Annotated in this window: 12 protein-coding genes and 1 pseudogene; 8 read left to right on the plus strand and 5 right to left on the minus strand. The window is 71.4% G+C overall.

Annotation, left to right across the window (positions count from 1 at the left end; translation table 11 throughout):
• Window positions 1-255 precede the first annotated feature (255 nt).
• The 6 genes from ACFY9I_RS04120 to ACFY9I_RS04145 all read left to right on the plus strand — a co-directional run bounded on the left by ACFY9I_RS04120 (window position 256) and on the right by ACFY9I_RS04145 (window position 7,242).
• On the plus strand, window positions 256-3,642 hold the full coding sequence (locus ACFY9I_RS04120; protein WP_390996354.1) for an ALF repeat-containing protein: 3,387 nt from the start codon (window positions 256-258) through the stop codon (window positions 3,640-3,642).
• A gap of 133 nt (window positions 3,643-3,775) precedes the next feature.
• A complete protein-coding gene (locus ACFY9I_RS04125; protein ID WP_390996357.1) occupies window positions 3,776-4,153 on the plus strand; it encodes a hypothetical protein in 378 nt (125 codons plus the stop codon).
• Between the two features lie 19 nt (window positions 4,154-4,172).
• Window positions 4,173-4,658, plus strand: a complete 486-nt coding sequence (locus ACFY9I_RS04130; RefSeq protein WP_390996359.1) for a hypothetical protein — start codon at window positions 4,173-4,175, stop codon at window positions 4,656-4,658.
• A 182-nt stretch (window positions 4,659-4,840) separates the two neighbouring features.
• Entirely contained in the window at window positions 4,841-5,647 is an 807-nt protein-coding gene (locus tag ACFY9I_RS04135) for a TIM barrel protein (RefSeq protein ID WP_390996362.1), read from the plus strand.
• A gap of 223 nt (window positions 5,648-5,870) precedes the next feature.
• Window positions 5,871-6,830 carry an MHYT domain-containing protein gene (locus ACFY9I_RS04140; RefSeq protein ID WP_390996364.1) on the plus strand — a complete coding sequence of 320 codons (960 nt, stop codon included), beginning with the start codon at window positions 5,871-5,873 and terminating at the stop codon, window positions 6,828-6,830.
• 244 nt (window positions 6,831-7,074) lie between these two features.
• On the plus strand, window positions 7,075-7,242 hold the full coding sequence (locus ACFY9I_RS04145; protein ID WP_390997057.1) for a hypothetical protein: 168 nt from the start codon (window positions 7,075-7,077) through the stop codon (window positions 7,240-7,242).
• 56 nt (window positions 7,243-7,298) lie between these two features.
• On the opposite strand, the pseudogene ACFY9I_RS04150 reads toward ACFY9I_RS04145, so the two are convergent.
• The 3 genes and pseudogenes from ACFY9I_RS04150 to aroA form a co-directional block, all read right to left on the minus strand.
• Window positions 7,299-7,397: pseudogene (locus ACFY9I_RS04150) on the minus strand (helix-turn-helix domain-containing protein); the annotation flags it as partial.
• A 374-nt stretch (window positions 7,398-7,771) separates the two neighbouring features.
• Complete coding sequence (locus tag ACFY9I_RS04155; RefSeq protein WP_390996367.1) at window positions 7,772-8,512, minus strand: Type 1 glutamine amidotransferase-like domain-containing protein; 741 nt, start codon at window positions 8,510-8,512, stop codon at window positions 7,772-7,774.
• Window positions 8,513-8,522: 10 nt separating this feature from the next.
• Window positions 8,523-9,785, minus strand: coding sequence for a 3-phosphoshikimate 1-carboxyvinyltransferase (gene aroA, locus ACFY9I_RS04160; protein WP_390996370.1), 1,263 nt, complete (start codon window positions 9,783-9,785; stop codon window positions 8,523-8,525).
• Window positions 9,786-10,474: 689 nt separating this feature from the next.
• Here aroA and ACFY9I_RS04165 point away from each other — a divergent pair.
• Both ACFY9I_RS04165 and ACFY9I_RS04170 read left to right on the plus strand, forming a co-directional pair.
• Window positions 10,475-11,149 carry a hypothetical protein gene (locus ACFY9I_RS04165; RefSeq protein ID WP_390996372.1) on the plus strand — a complete coding sequence of 225 codons (675 nt, stop codon included), beginning with the start codon at window positions 10,475-10,477 and terminating at the stop codon, window positions 11,147-11,149.
• A gap of 148 nt (window positions 11,150-11,297) precedes the next feature.
• Window positions 11,298-13,580: a PQQ-binding-like beta-propeller repeat protein gene (locus tag ACFY9I_RS04170; RefSeq protein ID WP_390996375.1), complete on the plus strand. Its 2,283-nt coding sequence runs from the start codon at window positions 11,298-11,300 to the stop codon at window positions 13,578-13,580.
• A gap of 57 nt (window positions 13,581-13,637) precedes the next feature.
• Here ACFY9I_RS04170 and ACFY9I_RS04175 read toward each other — a convergent pair whose 3' ends face one another.
• Both ACFY9I_RS04175 and ACFY9I_RS04180 read right to left on the minus strand, forming a co-directional pair.
• On the minus strand, window positions 13,638-15,068 hold the full coding sequence (locus ACFY9I_RS04175) for a S28 family serine protease (protein WP_390996377.1): 1,431 nt from the start codon (window positions 15,066-15,068) through the stop codon (window positions 13,638-13,640).
• Between the two features lie 122 nt (window positions 15,069-15,190).
• Window positions 15,191-15,583 (minus strand): hypothetical protein, encoded by a 393-nt coding sequence (locus ACFY9I_RS04180; protein WP_390996379.1) that lies wholly within the window; start codon window positions 15,581-15,583, stop codon window positions 15,191-15,193.
• Between the last annotated feature and the right edge of the window lie 261 nt (window positions 15,584-15,844).

A 15,844-nucleotide genomic window follows, 5' to 3' on the forward strand; every position in this document is an offset into this window, starting at 1 on the left:
AGCTTTGTGGATGATCTGTGAACGACGAATGAACGGTCGATAACGTTCCGCTTTTCATCGCCCTTTTGACCTCAACTCCGCGCACCGGCAGGGGAGTTGCCCTTCCGGAAACAGATGGCGGAACGCCATTGGCCGGGTAATGTACCGACCCGTATTGCAGGATTCGATATGCCGCCCAAACTTCTCCGAATCGAGGGTGTCGGGCGCCGTATTCGTATCCGCGCCACGTATCCCAGTACGGGAAGGATGCATACTTTGTCAGCGTCATTGTGGAGCAGACGTCGGGTACTCACGAGCATCGCCGGGGCGGCCGCCGTCCCCGCCCTGCCCTCGATCCTCACCCTGACCGCCGCACCCGCCCACGCCGCCGAGGCGAATGCCACGGACACCGGCCTTCCGGACACCGACCGGGGCAGGGCCGTGTGGGCGTACAAGACGGGCGGACGGGCGACCCGCGAGGCCGCCGCCCTCGCACTCGCAGGCTCGTCGGCGACCGTATCGACCTTCCTCACCAGCCAACTGCCCTCGGTGAACGCCGAGGACAACCGTTTCACCGTACTGACCTCGCTCTCCTACGCAGGCGTGTCCACCCGTGAGTCGGCCGAGACGGCGTTGTCCGCGGGGGACGACGCGGTCGCGGCCTTCCTGGAGACCGGCTACGCCCAGCCCCTCGAGACGGACATGCGGGTGGCGGTCTTCACTGTCCTCAACAACGGCGGCGCCGCCGTGAAGCGCGAGGCCAACAAGGCGCTGAGCGCCGGCACTTCGGCGGCGCTGCGCACGTTCCTGGAGACGACCCAGTACACGGCACGCGCCGAGGACGAGCACGTCGAGGTGTTCACCATCCTCTCGACCGCCTCCCCGCAGGTGAAGGTGTACGCGGAGCGTGCCCTGTCCGAGGGCACACCCGAGGCCATCAGCCAGTTCCTCACCTCCGGGCAGTACATCGCCCGCGCCCGCGACGAAGAGGCCGCCACGATCGACCAGTTGGTCAAGATCGTCGAGCGTGAGGGCAAGCGGGCACAGCTCAAGACGGAGCAGGCCGTCGCCGCCTCCGACCAGGCGAAGGAGGCCGCCGCCAAGGCCAAGGAGGCCGCGCTGAAGGCCGCCGAGGAGGCCCAGGCCGCCCAGAACGACGTCCGCAAGGCGGCCTCCGCCGCCAACAAGGCGGCCGGCGCGGCGCGCGGTGCCGCCGACGCCGCCAGCACGGCGATCTCCGCGTCCCGTGCGGCCCAGGCCGCCTCCAGCCGTGCCGCCCAGGCCGCGCAGGCCGCCGCTGCCGCCGCCGCTGCCGCCGGCGGGGCCGCCTCCCGGGCGTACAACGCCGCCATCGCCGCCTCCAAGGACGCCTCCAAGGCGTCGGCCGCCCGGCAGGCCGCCCAGGGCGCCCGGGACGCCGCGGCGCGCGCGAAGACCGCCGCCGCCGCCGCTGACCAGGCCGTCGCCGCCACCCGGTCCGCGGTCGCCGCCGGCAACGCCGCCAAGAGCGCCGCCCAGAACGCCGCCGCCGCCGCCAACGCCGCCGCCAACGCCGCCACCAGCGCCGGGGTCGCCCAGTCCCAGGCCGCCCGGGCCCGGGCCGCCGCCGCCGAGGCCAACGCCGCCGCCGCGCGCGCCACCCGGGCGGCAGGCATCGCCCAGACGCTGGCGAACAGGGCCTTCGCGGCCGCCGGCGTGGCACGCGACGCCGCGAACAGCGCCGCCGCGCACGCCCTGAAGGCCGCCGCCGCGGCGGAGGAAGCGGCGGACAACGCGGGCAAGGCGATCGAGTACGCCAAGCGCTCCACCGAGTACGCCAACGCGGCGGTGACGGCGGCCAACGTCGCCGCCGACGCCGTCAAGGAGGCCCAGGAGGTGGAGAAGGCGGCCCGCGAGGCCGAGACCGCGCGCATCGCCGAGGACACCGAACTCGGTGTCGTCGAGGCACGGCTGAGGGCCAAGGCCGAGATCGACGACACCAAGCGGGCCGACGGTCAGCGCACCCAGGCGGATGCGACCTCCTCCGAGATCAAGGACCTCGTCGCCGCCGCCGAGGCGGCGCTGAAATCCGGTGACACCGCCACAGCGGTCACCAACGGTCGCAAGGCCGCCGTCAAGCTCCTCGACTCGACCGGCAGCTGGACCCGGGAGGCCGCCGAGTACGCGCTCTCCGGCTCCGACGACGACATCGTCAACTGGCTCAGCGCGGACCGCCTGCTCGCCCAGGGCCAGGACGACCGGGAGAGCGTCCTCACCCTCGCCGAGCTCGGCACGCCCGCCGTCGCCGAGGCCGCCTCCGCGGCGCTGGCCGACACCGCCCCGAACGCGATCCGCGACTTCCTCCACAACGGCGCCATCGAAGCGGCGGCCGAGGACAACCGTGTCGCGATCTTCGCGCTGCTGAACTCGCAGCCCGGCTCCGCCGTCAAGGCGGGGGCCGAGGCGGCGCTGAGCGACGGCAGCGCCATCGCCATGCACCGCTTCCTCACCGTCGACCTGGCGGAGGCCACCAAGGAGGACGACAACGTAGAGATCTTCCGCCTGCTCAACACGGGCGGCCCCTACATGAAGTCGGCGGCGAAGATCGTGCTGGAGGGCTCCGCCCGCATGCGGCGCGCTTTCGTCGTCAAGGACAAGTTCAACGTCGCCCGCGTCGACGCTGACCACGCCACTCACGTCGCGGCGATCCGCGCCGCCATCGCGCACGCCGCGAAGATCGCCGCGAAGGCCCTGGAGGACGCCGCGCTGGCGTCCAAGGCCGCCGCCGAGGCACGCAAGGCCGCCTCTGAGGCGTCCGACTGGGCGGCGAAGGCGCAGGGCTACGCCGCCGACGCCGCGAAATCGGCGGAGGAGGCCAAGGCCAATGCGGACGACGCCGACCGTTCGGCCGCCGCGGCCGCCCGGTCCGCCAAGTCCGCGCAGTCGGCGGCGGCCACCGCCCGCGGCGCCGCCCGCTCCGCGAACTATTCGATGACCCGGGCGGTGTCGTCCGCCAAGCAGGCGGTGTCGTCCTCCCTCTCGGCCCAGTCCTCCGCTTCCGCTGCCCGGGCCTCCGCCATCCAGGCCGGCAAGGACGCGAAGGCCGCCGCTGTCGCCGCCAGCGAGGCTCGCGCCATCGAGGTCCAGAAGCGGCGCGCAGAAGCCGCCGCAGCCGCCCGCCGGGCGGCCGAAGCGGCCAAGAAGGCCCAGCAGTCCGGCACCAACCCCTCCGACAAGCCCGAGTACGACGACGACAACACCGGCGACACCAAGTACTGGGGCATGTGGCCGGAGGACACGGGCGACGTCAAGGACTGGGCGGCGGCCACCGGGCACTGGAGCACGGTGCTCGGCGGAGTGTCGCTCGGTCTCGCCCTCCTCGCCCCGTTCACCGGGCCCTTCGCTCCCGCCGTGGGGGCCGTCGCCCTCGGAGTCGGGCTCGTCTCCTGGGGTATGCAGGGGGTGAGCGCCATTCTGTCCCTGGGATATGACGGCGGCTGGAAGTCTCCCGAGTTCCAGCAGGCGCTCGGCATCTTCATCATCGGCGGCATCTTCCAGGGCAAGAGCGCCATCTTCCGCAACTTCAACGTGGCGGGCAAGAACCTGGCCCAGGACGTCGGGGCCAAGGTCTCGGGCGCCGTCAGTGACGGGGTGACCACGGTGGTCGGCTGGCTCACCTGGTAAACCCCGCCCGGAGTGGGTGATGCGTACGCATCACGAGGTGCGTACGCATCACGAGGTGCGTACGCATCACCCCGCCCACCGCCGCCGAGGCCGTCGCCGTCATCCTGTAAGCCCGCCCGGACGGAGACCCGCTGTGCTGACCTCCCACTTCTCCCGCGTCGACTGGTGGATCGCCGCCTTCGTGGCGGGCACCGCGGCGGCGGCGGCGTTCCAGTCCCTGATCCTTGAGAAGAAGAACAAGTGGAAGGTGATCGTCCTCCCCTTGGGCGCCGGACTTGGCATCGCTCTCGACTCGGCGGTACGGAACCACGAGGGAACCACCCCGCTGGCGCTGTACACGCTTGCGATGCTCAGCCTGGCGCTGACGCGAGTCGTCTTCGCGGGTTACATCGGACGTCAGATCGAGCGAGCCCGTTCCGGACAGCCGGTACCAGAGCCGACGGGCAAGCAGATCACGGTCTTCGTCCTCGTCCTCATGGCCATAGTCATGGCCATCGCCGTCACCCTGTAAGCCCAGCCGGAGCCCTTTTATGCCCATCTCCGCGTGGATCGTGGTGGTGACGATCCCCGAAGCCCTCATCGCCTGTGTTCTGCTGCGCTGGCTCCCCGCGCAACACGAACGTTGGATCTGCGCCGTCCCCGTCCCGGTCGTCGCCACCCTCGCCGTCACCCTGCGCTTCGCCTCCGACATGCCGTGGCAGGCCGCGCTCGCCGCCGGCGCCGGCTTCCTCTGGGGCATCGTCCTGGCCCTGCTCCCCTTCCGGGGCTGGGTCTCCTCCTGGACCCTCCCGGTCCACGGCGAGGCCCGGCTGCGCTGGCGCGAAGTGGTCCTGATCGCGCCGGCGGCGCTGACTCCGCTGTCGACGAAGCGGACGGACGCGGCGATGGAGAAGGCCTTCGCGGTGCGTCAGGTGGTGCGTGCGCGGGGCCCGTTCCCGCCCCTGCTGGGTATGGCACTGCTGGTACTCCCGGTGATGGGGACGGCAGCGGCCCGGTGGGCCTTCGACACGCTGTGAGACGATCGCACGACGACGAAGAGGCGCACGTCAGAAGAGGCGCACGTCAGGTGGCCGCAGGTCCCGAACACGAAGCGAGGGCCGGCCCACACCTCGGCAGCCCGCCACCGTGCCCGGAATCCCGCTCGCCCAGCCGCCACGGGGTGACACACATCCCCGGCCGACGTGTACGGTCCGAAGGCATGAAACTCGCGTTCTCCACCCTCGGTGTCCCCGCCCTCCCCGTCCCCGACGTCGTACGACTCGCGACCGCGCACGGCTTCCACGGCGTCGAGTTGCGCGCCCACCCCGAGGAGCCGGTGCATCCGGGCATCGGGCCGGAGGAACGGGCCGCCGTGGCCGCCGAGTTCGAGGCGGCGGGCGTGGAGATCCTGGGCGTCGCCGGATACGCGCGGGTCGCGGCGCCCGGCGACGACGCCCCCGTACTCGACGAGATCCGCCGACTGCTCGACCTCGCCAGGGACTTGGGCGCCCCCTTCGTCCGTGTCTTCCCCGGGGCCGACCTGGCCGGCGGGCAGAGCGCGGACGAGGCCGACGCCGTGGCCGCCCGGCGGCTCGGGACGGCCGCGGAGGACGCCGCCGACCGGGGCGTACGCATCCTGCTGGAGACCCATGACTCCCACCGCACCGGCGCCGACGCGATCCGTGTGCTCGGCCCCGTCGGCCACGGCAGCGTCGGCTCCCTGTGGGACGTGATGCACACCTGGCTCGGCGGTGAACAGCCCGCCGACTCCTACGCCGCCCTCTCCCCCTTCCTCGGCTACGTCCAGGTCAAGGACATCGCCTCCCCCGACGACACCACGCCCCTCCCCCTCGGCGAGGGTGTCCTGCCGCTCGGCGAGTGCGTCGACCTTCTCGCCCGCAAAGAGTGGGACGGCTGGCTCTGCTGGGAGTACGAGAAGCGGTGGTACGAGAAGGCCGCGCCCCTGCCGGACCTGCTCGCGGCGGGACGGGAGCACCTCGGGCGCCTCCTCAACGACGCCGCGTAATGCTGTGGCCTGAGCTTGATATTTCTTGATACTTCAAGCTCAGGTTAACGCCTGCCTCGGATTTGAACGCGAATCGGCACCGAATCCCCCAAAGCCGATCGACCGTTGAACAGATACCGACAGTAACTCTCGAAAAACGGAGCGCTCCCCCCTTTCTTCACACCAGACTTACCTCCCGCGAAACACCACGCTCGACTCGCCGCACCACGGGGGGAATTGGCATATGCAAGGAACGGTCGACGGTTTCAGCTACGGCGCGGTCACTCCGGTGGCCGCCTACGTCATGGCCTGCCTGGGTGCGGCGCTCGGCCTGCGGTGTGTCGTCAGGTCGGTCTACAACGAGCGGTCCTGGAAGCCCGGCTGGCTGGCGTTAGGCGCGGCCTCCATAGGCTGCGGCATCTGGACGATGCACTTCATCGCGATGATCGGCTTCCGGGTGAAGGAGAGCCCGATCCACTACGACGTCGGTCTGACGGTACTCAGCCTGGCCGTGGCCATCTCCGTCGTCGGCGTCGGGGTCTTCGCCGTGGGCTACCGCGGGGTCAGCACGGCCACCCTCTGCTCGGCGGGCTGTGTCACCGGGCTCGGGGTGGCGGCCATGCACTATCTCGGCATGGCCGCCATCCAGTTGCACGGCTACATCCAGTACGACCTCGCCGTCGTCGCCCTGTCCGTGGGTATCGCCATCGTCGCCGCCACCGCCGCGCTCTGGGCGGCCGTCTCGATCCGGGGCTTCCTGACCAGCCTGGGCGCCAGCCTGGTCATGGGGGTCGCCGTCTCCGGCATGCACTACACCGGAATGGCCGCGGTGGGGGTGCACCTGCACGGCACGACCGGCGGCACGATCACCGGGGAGTCACCCACGTCGATCCTCATGCCGATGCTGATCGGGCCGGTCATCTTCCTGCTGCTGGCCGGGGTCGTGGTGATGTTCGACCCGATGCTGGTGCTCGGCGAGGGCGACGGGGACAGGAACAGGAACAGGAACAGGGCGGCCGTGCGCGGTCGGGACCGAGAGGCCCCGCGACAGCCGTGGCGAGCCGACCGCCCCGACCGCCCCGACCGCGCCGACCGCGCCGACGTGCCACTGGAACACCCCGACGACGACTCCGTCTCCCTCTTCGACCCCACGGTCCGCCGGGAGCGGCGGCAGCAGGGGACGGGGCGGCGTATCCAGCATTGACATCCTCCCCCTCTTAAAAGAGGGGGATTCCAACCCATTCGGGCTGAGGTTCACGGACGCTCGACCGCTGGTTGGGCGGTGTCGTCCCTCCGGCACCGGCTGTTCGCCGGGGGCGGGGGATCCCGCCCTGTCCTGCCGCGATGTTGATCCTGGCGTTGGTGTCGGCGTTGCAGGTGAAGCCGCAGTCTTCGCGTTCAGCTTCGGCGACCCGTCCGCGTGGAATTCCGGTACACGGCCGGTGCCGATGCCCCGGAAACCCTCGTGCACGTGCTTCCTGCGCCAGGTCGGCTCACCGAACCCGGACGTGAAGCGGGCGTTCCTGGCCTGGGCGAAGTCCTTCAAGGCCTGCTGCTGCACGTCCGCGTTCCCCGAGCCCAGCCACTCGTTGTCCCGCCGGGCCTCGGTGAGCTGATGGCACTGCTCCGCGAAACCCGGCGCCGACGTGCGCCACCGGCGCCAGTGCGCGTGCTGCTCCACAGCGAGATTCCACACGTACCGCGCGTGTGCGCAGTGCGTGAGCATCTGCTCGGCCTGCGCGCGCGACGGATACATCCGGAAACGTGACATGCCACGAACCTAGACACCCCGTTCCCCGCCTGCGCACACCTTCGACCGACATCACCCGTGAGAGTGACCGGCAACGCTTTCGCCTTCCAGAACGCCCCCCGACCACAGGGCCCTCAACCTGCCGGCACCACCAACGGCTCCAGGCCGACCTCACCACCGTCTCTTCCAAGACGCCGAATCGCCCTGACAGCGATTCGGCTTTCCTCTGCCCCGCTACGCGGGAACGGGCATTCACCCGGCCCTGAAGGACCGGGCACCCTGCCCGGCAAGCAAGGTGGTGAACCACGGGATGGCATGAGTTCGTCGTCTGCGGGCGGGGGGCTGGTCAAGGGGTGCGGTTCCCGAGCACCTTGACGGCAAGGGGCGCGCGGTCCCTAGCCGCGTGGCTCCGGCAGGAGACGGGGCTCCACGCGCTCCTCGATCGCCGCGTCCCCCTCCCGCCGCACGATGTACGCGCCCTTGCCCGGCAGTTCGGAGACGACCTCGGTCAGGTGGGTGCCTCGGTAGACGAGGCCGACGCCGTCGTCCGTGCAGTGGGTCTCCGGAAGCGTGCCGTCGGCGACGAGGCGGTGCACCAGGGGGCGGCGGCCCGCGTCGCTGTCGTAGTGGACGCCGTTGCCGTAGGGGAGATAGGCCAACGCGTCGGTCACCGGGCGGAGTTCGGGGCCGAAGGAGTCGGTCGTGCCGCCCCGGAACCAGCAGAGGGAGCCCGCGCTCACGCCGCTGAGGACGACACCGGACTCCCAGGCGCGGCGGAGGATCCGGTCGAGGCCGTGGACGCGCCAGACGGCGAGGAGGTTGGCGACCGAGCCGCCCATGACCCAGACGACGTCCTGTTCGAGGACGGCCGACTCGATGTCCTCGATGTTGGGCATCGGGAAGAGCGCGAGCGGGGTCAGGTCGAAGCCCGCGACCCTCGCCGCCTCACTCATGCGCGCGGTCATGTGCTCGGAGTCGCCGACCGCCGTGCCGACGTACATGACCTTCGGGCGGCGGCCGTCGACTCCGGACAGCTGCACGGCGTGGTGCACGAGCGAGTGGAAGGTCACCCGGGTGCGGTCACCGAGGCGGTGGCCGCCCGAGGTGGCGACGATGGTGGGCTCAGAGGCGGTCATGGCGGGGAGGCTAGCAAGGCGCCGCGATCCCGCCCGCCGCACCCGGGATCGCCCGCCGCAGCTCCGCGAACGCCTCGTGGAAGCCGGGGAACGTCTTCCGTACGCAGCCGGGGTCGTCGAAGGTGATGCCGGGTGTCCGCAGGCCCGTCACGGCGAAGGACATGACGACGCGGTGGTCGCCGTACGTCCTGATCTCCGCGCCCCGGGGTGTGCCGGGGCGGATTTCGATCCAGTCCTCGCCCGTCGCCACGTCCACGCCCAGCCGGCGGAGGTTCTCCGCGCAGGCCTCGAGGCGGTCGCACTCCTTCACCCGGGTGTTCGCCACGTCCTCGATACGCACCGGCCCCGAGGCGAAGGGCGCGATGGCGGCCAGGGTCGGCATGGTGTCGGAGATGTCGCGCATGTTGACGGTGAGTCCGTGGAGTTCGCCGGTGCCGGTCACGGTCGTGCGGTCCTCGCGTACCTCCACCCGCGCGCCCATCCGCCGCAGCACCTCCACGAAGCCCAGGTCGCCCTGGAGCGCCCCCGCGCCGAGGCCCGGCACGGTGACCTCGCCGCCGGTGAGCGCGGCGGCCGCGAAGAAGTAGCTGGAGGTGGAGGCGTCGGGTTCGATCGGGTAGGTGGTCGCACGGTAGCCGCCGGGCGGGACGACATAGGTGTTCCCCTCCCGGCCGACCTCGGCCCCGAACGCCCGCATCATCGCGATCGTGATCTCCACGTACGGCACCGAGACCAGATCGGTGACGGTGACGCGCAGGCCGGTGCGGGTGAGCGGGCCGAGCAGGAGGAGGGCGGTCAGGTACTGGGAGGACTGGCCGGCGTCCAGCACCACCTCGCCGCCCTCGACGCCGTCGGCGGTGACCGTGAGGGGGTGGTGGCCCTCCGCCTCCTCGTGCCGCAGGTCCACGCCCAGGTCGCGCAGGGCGCGGGTCAGCGGGGCGAGGGGGCGGCGGCGCATCTGGGCGGAGGCGTCGAAGCGGTAGGTGCCGTGGCCGGCGGCGGCCAGGGTGGGCAGGAAGCGGGCGGTGGTGGCGCCGTCCCGGCAGTAGACGTCCGCCTCCGTGACCGCCGGGCCCTGCGGGCGGCCGTCGACCTGCCAGGTGTCCGGGGTGCGGCCGACGCGGTAACCGAGACGGACCAGGCCCTCCGCGAAGCCCTCCGTGTCATCGGACCTCAGGGGGCGTACGAGGGTGGTGACGCCGTCGGCCGCCGCCGCGAGGAAGAGGGCGCGGGCGGTGAGGGACTTGGAACCGGGGATCTCGACGGAGGGCATGCTGCCATGCTGAACCGTGGGGCGGTGTGCGTGCCGACGTGTCCGCGAAGTGGACCCGGGTCGGCGCGGGCCCGCCGGAGGGGGCGGGGGTGCCCGTACGTCGGCGGGTGCGGGTGGGTGGGGGCTGGTCGCGCCGCAGTTCCCCGCGCCCCTGAGGGCGACACCCCCGAGCCATCACGCGCCCCCACACCCCCACCCGCACCGACTTCCGGAATTCGCCCACCTCCTGGGAACCCGAACCCACCCCACCCCGTCCAACCCGCATGCTGTCGGACGAGTCTCCGCAGTGCGGACGTCGGCCTCGCTGCTGGCTGCGATCGCTGACCATCCCTCTCCGCCGCCTGCGGCCGGCAGCACGCCGTCACCGGCGCGCCCCCTCCGACTGCGCCGGTGACGGCCCCTCGGGTCCCGGCGCTTGTTGACCGCGTACTCCTGGACGGACGTCGGAGTGCGGCCGACGGCGCGGGTGCCGGCCGGACGGGTGGCGCCGCGCGGGAGGCTGCCGGTCCCGGTGCGGCGGGTGGACGACGCGACGCAGGTGCTGTACCCGATGGGACACGGGCTGACGTACCAGACCTACGCCGCACCCCCGGCGCACCCCCGCCGACGTGCGCAAAGCTCACGGTTCGCCTGGCGTGGCCCCTCCGGGGAGGGCCACGCTGGGCGGGGGCACCTCGGGGGGTGATTTCATGCGCAAGGTGCGTACAGGGCTGTCGTTGTCGGCCGTGGTGGTGGCCGTGGTGGTGGCCGTGGCGCTGCTCTCGGGGTGTCAGGCCTGGTCGGGTGGGGTGGGTGAGGAGCCCGGGGCCGGGTCGACCACGACCGCGCCGACCCGGCCGTCCGGGTACGGGACGGTGTTCCTGGGGGTCGACGAGTGCAGTTCGTTCGGGACGACCAGTTTCACCGAGGTGCCCTGCGCGGGCGAGCGTGCCGCCGCCCGGGTCGTGGCACGGCATGAAGGCCGCGTCGGTCAGGGCCCGCTCTGTCCACCGACCACCGACTTCGTCCTGCACATCAGCGAGTCCCGGCCCTCCTACGGCATGTCCGGCGGGTCCGGCGGGTCCATCGAGGACGAGGACGGCGACGGTTCGGTCCCGCAGGGCTACGCCTGTATGCGCAGGCTCCAGCCGCCGCACCCGGGCGACCCCGGCAGCGGGGGCGGCCCCCGCACCATCGTCGGCGACTGCGTGTACGGCGCCGGGCGGGGAGAGGTCCGTGAGACGGCCTGCGACGGCGAGGGCAGGCACGCCCCGGAGTACGAGGTGACGACGGCCGTAGGCAGCGAGGCGCAGTGCCCCGCCGCCACCGATCTCTATGTGCGGCTGGGCGGCACCCGGCCGGTCGGGTGCGCGGTGCCCGTCTGAACACCGGTGAATCCACGCTGAATTCCGCTGAATCCCACCGAATCCCGGGTGTCCCTCGCCCCGTTGAGCCCTTCCCCCCGTACGCCGTGATCTCGGATCGATATCATCCGCTTACCGACCGTACGACGACGGTGAACATGGGGGGACCATGGCCCAGGATCCTCAAGGCGCTCCCGCTACGGAGGAGTTGCCGGAGATTCCCGGTTACCGCATCGACTCGGTGCTCGGCTCCGGCGGGATGGGCCGCGTCTATCTCGGTACGTCGCCCTCGGGCCGCCAGGTCGCCGTGAAGGTCATCCGCGGCAACCTCGCCCACCAGCCCGACTTCCGGCGCCGTTTCCGGCGTGAGGTGACCGCCGCCCGGCAGGTCAGCGGCGCCTTCACCGCGCCGGTCGTGGACGCCGACCCGGACGCCGACCCGCCGTGGATGGCGACGCTGTACGTACCGGGGCAGCCGTTGGACCAGCGCATCAAGCTGGGGCCCGTCCTCGGCGCAGAGGAGTTGTACCGGCTCGCCACCGGCCTGGCCGAGGCGCTGCGCGACATCCATCGCGCCGGAATAGTGCACCGCGACCTCAAGCCCGCCAACGTCCTGCTCGCCGCCGACGGCCCCCGGGTCATCGACTTCGGCATCGTGCGCGCCGCCGACACCGACGTCCCCACGGGTACGGGGGTCACGGTGGGCACCCCGCCGTTCATGTCGCCGGAGCAGATCCGCGCCCAGAAGGACGTCGGGCCGCGCAGCGACATCTTCGCGCTGGGCTCGGTGCTGACGTACGCGGCGAGCGGCCATGTGCCGTTCGACGCCACGGACGTGTACACGGTGGCGTACCAACTGGTGCACGAACCCCCCGATCTGGAGGGTGTGCCCGACTGGCTGTTGCCGGTGGTCGAGAGCTGTCTGGCCAAGGAGCCGGGCGAGCGCCCGGACGCGGACGGGTTGCTGGCCCTGCTGGGGAACACGTCCTACGCGGCCGGGCTCGACTCTCCCGACACCTTCGTGCTGCGTTCACCGGGCCCCGGCTCGTCGGCCCCGGCCGTGAGCGCGGGCGCGGGGTCCGCCACCACGCCACCGCCCCGGCGGCGCCGGCGGCTCGTCCTCACCGTGGCGGCCGCGGTGGTGGCGGTCGCCACGCTGTCGGGCGGGCTGCTGTACGGGCTGCGCGGCGGCGACGGTGGTGGTGGTGGTGGCAACGGCGGCGGGAGCGGCTCGGGTGCCGCCGGGAGTCCGGGCGGGAAGCCCGGCCGGAGCGCGCGGACCATCACCCAGCCGGAGGGGTCCGCGCCGTATGCGAGCACGCAGTCGGGCTCGGGCGGCTTCACGTTCACGTACCGCGACAGCCCCGAGCGCCGCCCGGACGGCTGGCGGCGGTGGCAGTACAACCTCCAGAACAGCGACTGCGTGTACGCGCAGTCGTCCCTGGTGTGCGTCGGCGACCGGACGGTCCGGATCGACGCCGCGACCGGCGAGGAGCTGTGGCGCACGGACGAGGCCTCGTCGTACGGCCAGAACACCCCGGTGGTCGTCGGCGACATCGCGGTGGTCAACATCGGCGACCGCCTCATCGGTCTCTCGCTCGCCGACGGCACGGTGAAGTGGCGCTATGCGATGGCGTTGCTGACGCAGCGGCTCATCGGCGACGGCGAACGGGTGTACGCGGTCGACCACGACGCCCTGGTCCTGGCCGTGGACGCGCGCACGGGCCGGGAGAGCTGGACGCTCTCGGCGCGGAGCCCTGCGGGCGGCGGCGGGCAGCCGCCGGCGCTGCGGGTCGTCGGCGACCGGCTCCATGTCTTCACCCGCGTCGACGACTCCGACCCCGGCGAGGGCTTCGTCACGGTCGTCGACACCGGCAGCGGCAAGCAGGTCGACGCGTTCGAGCTGTCCGCGCCGTGCGAACCCGGCACCGAGGCACTGCTCGAAGAGGACGGCGTGACCCGGCTGTACTGCGTCGCGCTGAACGACGGGAGCGCGGAGAGCACCCTGCTGAGCCAGGACCTCGCGGCCGGCGCCGAGGGGGTGCGCATCGAGGTCGACGCGACCCTGGGCGGCGGGCAGAGCGGGGCGGCCGAGCTGTCGGTGACCCCGGGCCGGGTGCTGTTCGTGTCCCCCACCCAGACGGGCGGCGAACTGGTCGCCGTGGACACGGCCCGGCGGACCGAGCTGTGGCGCAGACGCATGCCCGGTCTGGGCCCGGCCGACGCACCGCCCGTCCAGGCCGGCGACCGCGTCTACGTCGCCAACACCCGTGACGTCGCCGTCTTCGAGTCCCGCACCGGCGAGCTGCTCTACCAGCACAGTCTGCCGAGCATCGAGGACGCCAGCGGCGTGGAGTCGGGCCTGGACACCGAGCCGATGGTGGCGGGCGGCATCGTCTACGTCCCGTCGACCCGGGTGGGATGGATGGCTCTGGACACCGAGGAGAAGTGAGCCCCGGTCCCGCTCTGCGGCGGAACCGGGGCTCGACTCACTCACGGCACAGGCGGCTTACGGCCTGAGCGCCGGCTCCCGCTCGATGTCACGCTTGTCGAGCTTGGAGTCGAACTTCGCCAGCGGCTTCGCCTTGCCCGGGTCCTCCTGGACGGCGGCCGGGACGACGCCCGCCCACTTGAGGATCCGTGCCGTGGCCAGGTCCTTCTGCGACTCGACGAGACCGGCGACATTGGCGCCGTGGTTGGCGCCGGGGGCCGTGAAGACGTACGAGTCGCGGGCCTTCTTGCCCAGGTGGAAGGGCTCGGCGCCCCACGGGTCGTTCTGCCCGTAGACGAAGAGCATCTGCTTGGCGTTGTTCCGGACCCAGGTGTCGACGTCCCGCATCGCGTACGGCTGGAACCGCATGTCGATGTCACGCGGGACGAAGTTCCGGGGCGGCTGGTAGCCGTAGCGGATGTACTTCTTCTCGATGTGCGGGAACTTGATCGTGGGCGCGCCCAGCTGCGTACCGGCCTGGTAGTAGTACGGCGTGTACGGCGTCAGACCCTGGTCGGTGTACGAGGAGAAGCCGCCGATCGTGTCGATGGACGTCCAGATCTCGTCGTCCGTGGCCTTCTTGGCGTCCTTCGGGATGATGTCGCCGTCGCAGTCGGCGAGCAGGCTGTACTGCCAGAAGCCCCACACGTAGTCGAGGACGACGGCCTCGTACGCCTTGTCCAGGCTGCCGACCGTGTTGAAGGTGAAGCCCTCGGCGGCGGCGAGCTCCGCGTACTTCTTCTTCAGCGGCTCACGGCGCACCAGCGCCTCGCGCTGCACGGCGTTCAGCCGGTCGCGGCACTCCTTGGTGCCGACCTTCGCGAAGAACCGGTCGTACGCCGAGTCCTCCTTGTTGACGACGTCGTTGGGGGCGACGTAGGCGACGACGCCGTCCATGTCCTTCGGGTAGAAGCGCTCGTAGTAGGTGGCGGTCATACCGCCCTTGGACCCACCCGTCGAGATCCACTTCTTGCCGTAGACCTTCTTCAGCGCCTTGAAGATGCGGTGCTGGTCGCTGGCGGCCTGCCAGATGTCGAGCTTGGACCAGTCGGCCGGGTCGGGGCGGGACGGGGTGAAGAAGCGGTACTCCATGGAGACCTGGTTGCCGTCCACGATCTGGGTCGGCTCACTGCGGCGGGGGGCCGTGTTGACGCCGTAGCCGCTGGTGAAGAAGACCGTCGGACGGTTGGTGTCCTTGTGCAGCACGGTGATCCGCTGCTGGAACGTGCCCTTGGACGGGCGCCGGTGGTCCACCGGCTGGGTGTAGTTGAGGACGAAGAAGCGGTAACCCGGGTACGGCTTCTCCTCGATCAGGCTCATGCCCGGTACCGCGAGCAGTCGGTCCTTGATGTCACCGGTGTCCGGCTCGGCAGCGGTGGCCGCCCCCGCCGTGCTCAACGTGCCTATGAGCACCACGAGCGACAGCACCCATCGGAGTGCTTTGCGCATGCGTCTCTCCCCTATGCAACAGCTGTGCGCCGGAAGCTATCGGAGCGACCGCCGGGGCACCAGGGAGGAAAGGGGCCAACTGGACTGGTCTCGGGCGGAGATGGAAAAGCTAGGGAAAACCCTCAGCGCAGGATCCAGCCGGAGTCGTACATCCGCGAGCCGACCCGGGCGTGGATCCACACACCGCGTTTGCCCGCGTGCACGGTCACAGGGCCAGTGGGGTGTGTCTTGTTCTTCGCCCACTCCCCGCCCCTCGGGCGCATCCTGACGAACGCCCGGCGGGCCTTGCCCTTCCCGGCCTTGTGGGGCACGAGCACGGCGCACACGTACCGCCTGCCCTTGCGGTAGACCCGCACGGTCCCGCCGTCGAACGTCAGCGTCCGCACCTTGCGTCCCGTGCAGGAGGGGACGGCGGCCTCCGCGCTCCCCGTGGGTCCGGCCAGCGTCAGCAGACCGGCCGTCGTCAGCGCGGCCAGCACGAGCGCCGCCGACCGACGCATCCCACCGCTGCCCACTGTTGCCCCTCCCGCCGCATGACCGTACTGATGTACGGACGCTTGGGGTGGGTCGAATGGTTGCCCCATCGGGGCGACACATCGCCTTGGCACAGCAACCGGACGGCATCGCAGAGTGCCCACGGACTTCGCGAAGAGATGAGCTGTCCGTCGTCGCTCCCCACCTGGCCGCCGAACTGAAACGCGTCCGCAACGAACTGGCAGGCACGGGCGAGCCCGGCGCTGCCGAACCGGAACAGCGTGAGGTCGACCGCCTCCCAC

Source organism: Streptomyces sp. NPDC012510, from assembly GCF_042955065.1.
In the GTDB taxonomy this organism is placed as follows: domain Bacteria; phylum Actinomycetota; class Actinomycetes; order Streptomycetales; family Streptomycetaceae; genus Streptomyces.

Coding starts and splice junctions, on each gene's coding strand:
- ACFY9I_RS04130 (WP_390996359.1), top strand. CDS start 4,173: ATGCCCATCTCCGCGTGGATCGTGGTGGTGACGATCCCCGAAGCCCTC.
- ACFY9I_RS04135 (WP_390996362.1), top strand. CDS start 4,841: ATGAAACTCGCGTTCTCCACCCTCGGTGTCCCCGCCCTCCCCGTCCCC.
- ACFY9I_RS04140 (WP_390996364.1), top strand. CDS start 5,871: ATGCAAGGAACGGTCGACGGTTTCAGCTACGGCGCGGTCACTCCGGTG.
- ACFY9I_RS04145 (WP_390997057.1), top strand. CDS start 7,075: ATGCCCCGGAAACCCTCGTGCACGTGCTTCCTGCGCCAGGTCGGCTCA.
- ACFY9I_RS04155 (WP_390996367.1), bottom strand. CDS start 8,512: ATGACCGCCTCTGAGCCCACCATCGTCGCCACCTCGGGCGGCCACCGC.
- aroA (WP_390996370.1), bottom strand. CDS start 9,785: ATGCCCTCCGTCGAGATCCCCGGTTCCAAGTCCCTCACCGCCCGCGCC.
- ACFY9I_RS04165 (WP_390996372.1), top strand. CDS start 10,475: ATGCGCAAGGTGCGTACAGGGCTGTCGTTGTCGGCCGTGGTGGTGGCC.
- ACFY9I_RS04170 (WP_390996375.1), top strand. CDS start 11,298: ATGGCCCAGGATCCTCAAGGCGCTCCCGCTACGGAGGAGTTGCCGGAG.
- ACFY9I_RS04175 (WP_390996377.1), bottom strand. CDS start 15,068: ATGCGCAAAGCACTCCGATGGGTGCTGTCGCTCGTGGTGCTCATAGGC.